The organism is Erythrobacter sp. SD-21 (assembly GCF_000181515.1).
GTDB lineage: Bacteria > Pseudomonadota > Alphaproteobacteria > Sphingomonadales > Sphingomonadaceae > Qipengyuania.
Map to the genome: position 1 here is coordinate 1 of NZ_ABCG01000015.1, position 1,720 is coordinate 1,720.

General features: G+C 57.0%; 1 tRNA gene and 2 rRNA genes. All 3 read left to right on the forward strand.

Annotation, left to right across the window (positions count from 1 at the left end):
• Positions 1-11 precede the first annotated feature (11 nt).
• A 5S ribosomal RNA gene (gene rrf / locus ED21_RS14480) occupies positions 12-126 on the forward strand.
• 224 nt (positions 127-350) lie between these two features.
• Positions 351-427, forward strand: a tRNA-Met gene (locus tag ED21_RS14485).
• A gap of 1,028 nt (positions 428-1,455) precedes the next feature.
• Positions 1,456-1,720, forward strand: a 16S ribosomal RNA gene (locus tag ED21_RS14490); the annotation flags it as partial.

Below are 1,720 nucleotides of genomic sequence, written 5' to 3' on the forward strand. Positions count from 1 at the left end.
CAGCTCTATTGCTTGGTGACCTTAGCGTCTGTGACCCACCCGATCCCATCTCGAACTCGGCCGTGAAACCGGACAGCGCCGATGGTACTAGTGCTCAAGCACTGGAAGAGTAGGTCGTCGCCAGGCATTAAAGCCGGCGGGCATGTGGTTATAAACCCATTCACGATTTCAAAAGCCGCTGCCGGTTACACCCGAGCGGCGGCTTTTTCGTCTCCGGCCTCCGCGCTGGTGACGAGAGCGCCATCGAAGTGCGCAGCACTTCGCAAGGCCGACCGGCCGCCCGAGCTTATGCGAGGGAAGCCCAGCCGACAGATGTCGGCGCCGGCGCTTGAGGCGTAACAAGAAGGTACCGCGGGGTGGAGCAGTCCGGTAGCTCGTCAGGCTCATAACCTGAAGGTCGTTGGTTCAAATCCAACCCCCGCAACCACCGAATTCAAGCACAAACAGCCCGCCCATCCAGGCGGGCTTTTTTGTGCGCAACGTGCATCAAACTTCTCACAATAACTTGACCAAGGGCGGGGTAGGCCATCCTGCGCGCCTCCGACCCCACGTCCTCGATCGCGAACAATGCTCCAAGCCCTGATGCCACCGGCTCGTGCTGCCGTGCTGCGGCTCCGTGCACGCGGGAGCGCGCCTTGGTATAGCTGCCGGCCCAGCGGTTGTCGTAGCGACAGGCTCGTTAGCCATCGGTGCAGGGGCCGCGAGTATTGCTTATCCGCATTAGAAAACTCGATAGCTGGATAACAGTGGGCGCCGCCGCTCGAGCCGCGTCCTGTATGACCTGCTATGCGCGAATCCCAACTGTGTAGTCACCGAGTGATCGCTCGGGTCAAATGTGACACGGAGAATCAGCGAAGCTGGCCCGGATCTCAAGGCCGGAAACGGAGATCATTCGGTGTGAATCGATATGTTTGGCGGAGAATCAGCGGCACTTTTCGGCGTTTCTCGCTGCTAAGCTCCTTCGGATCGATCCAAGACCATTTGGTGCCACCTCGGCCAAACCCGCAGAAAAACGGGAGATTTCGCGAATGTGAAATATTCCTACAAAAACCCATTGACGGAATCCTTGGTCGCGCCTAGATGGCCCTCACCGACGCGGCGCTGACGGTTTCAACCGCTCCGCTGGGTTGGTCGCCATATAGATACGGACAGCCGCTCCCCCGGTTTAGATCGGGGCACATTGGTTGTCCGCTAGTTCTGTCTCTGGCGGTTCTTTGACATTGTTAGTTTTTGATGAAGGGACATGTGGGCGACGGCGCCCGGTCCGGGGACCTCAAGGCTCCGAGTACCGGTTAATTCAAGCCGATTGCCACATCCTTCCAGGCTCCACAGTCTGGTTGCGATGATGCATGTTCATTCGTATCCATTACGTTTGACAGTGCAGGTATCGGCTCCTTGAAGCTCATGCCTAGCGGGTTGGCGGTCTTCGGACTGTGCCTGCTTAGTATGTGACACAAACTTGAGAGTTTGATCCTGGCTCAGAACGAACGCTGGCGGCATGCCTAACACATGCAAGTCGAACGAACCCTTCGGGGTTAGTGGCGCACGGGTGCGTAACGCGTGGGAACCTGCCTTTAGGTTCGGAATAACTCAGAGAAATTTGAGCTAATACCGGATAATGTCTTCGGACCAAAGATTTATCGCCTTTAGATGGGCCCGCGTTAGATTAGATAGTTGGTGGGGTAATGGCCTACCAAGTCGACGATCTATAGCTGGTCTG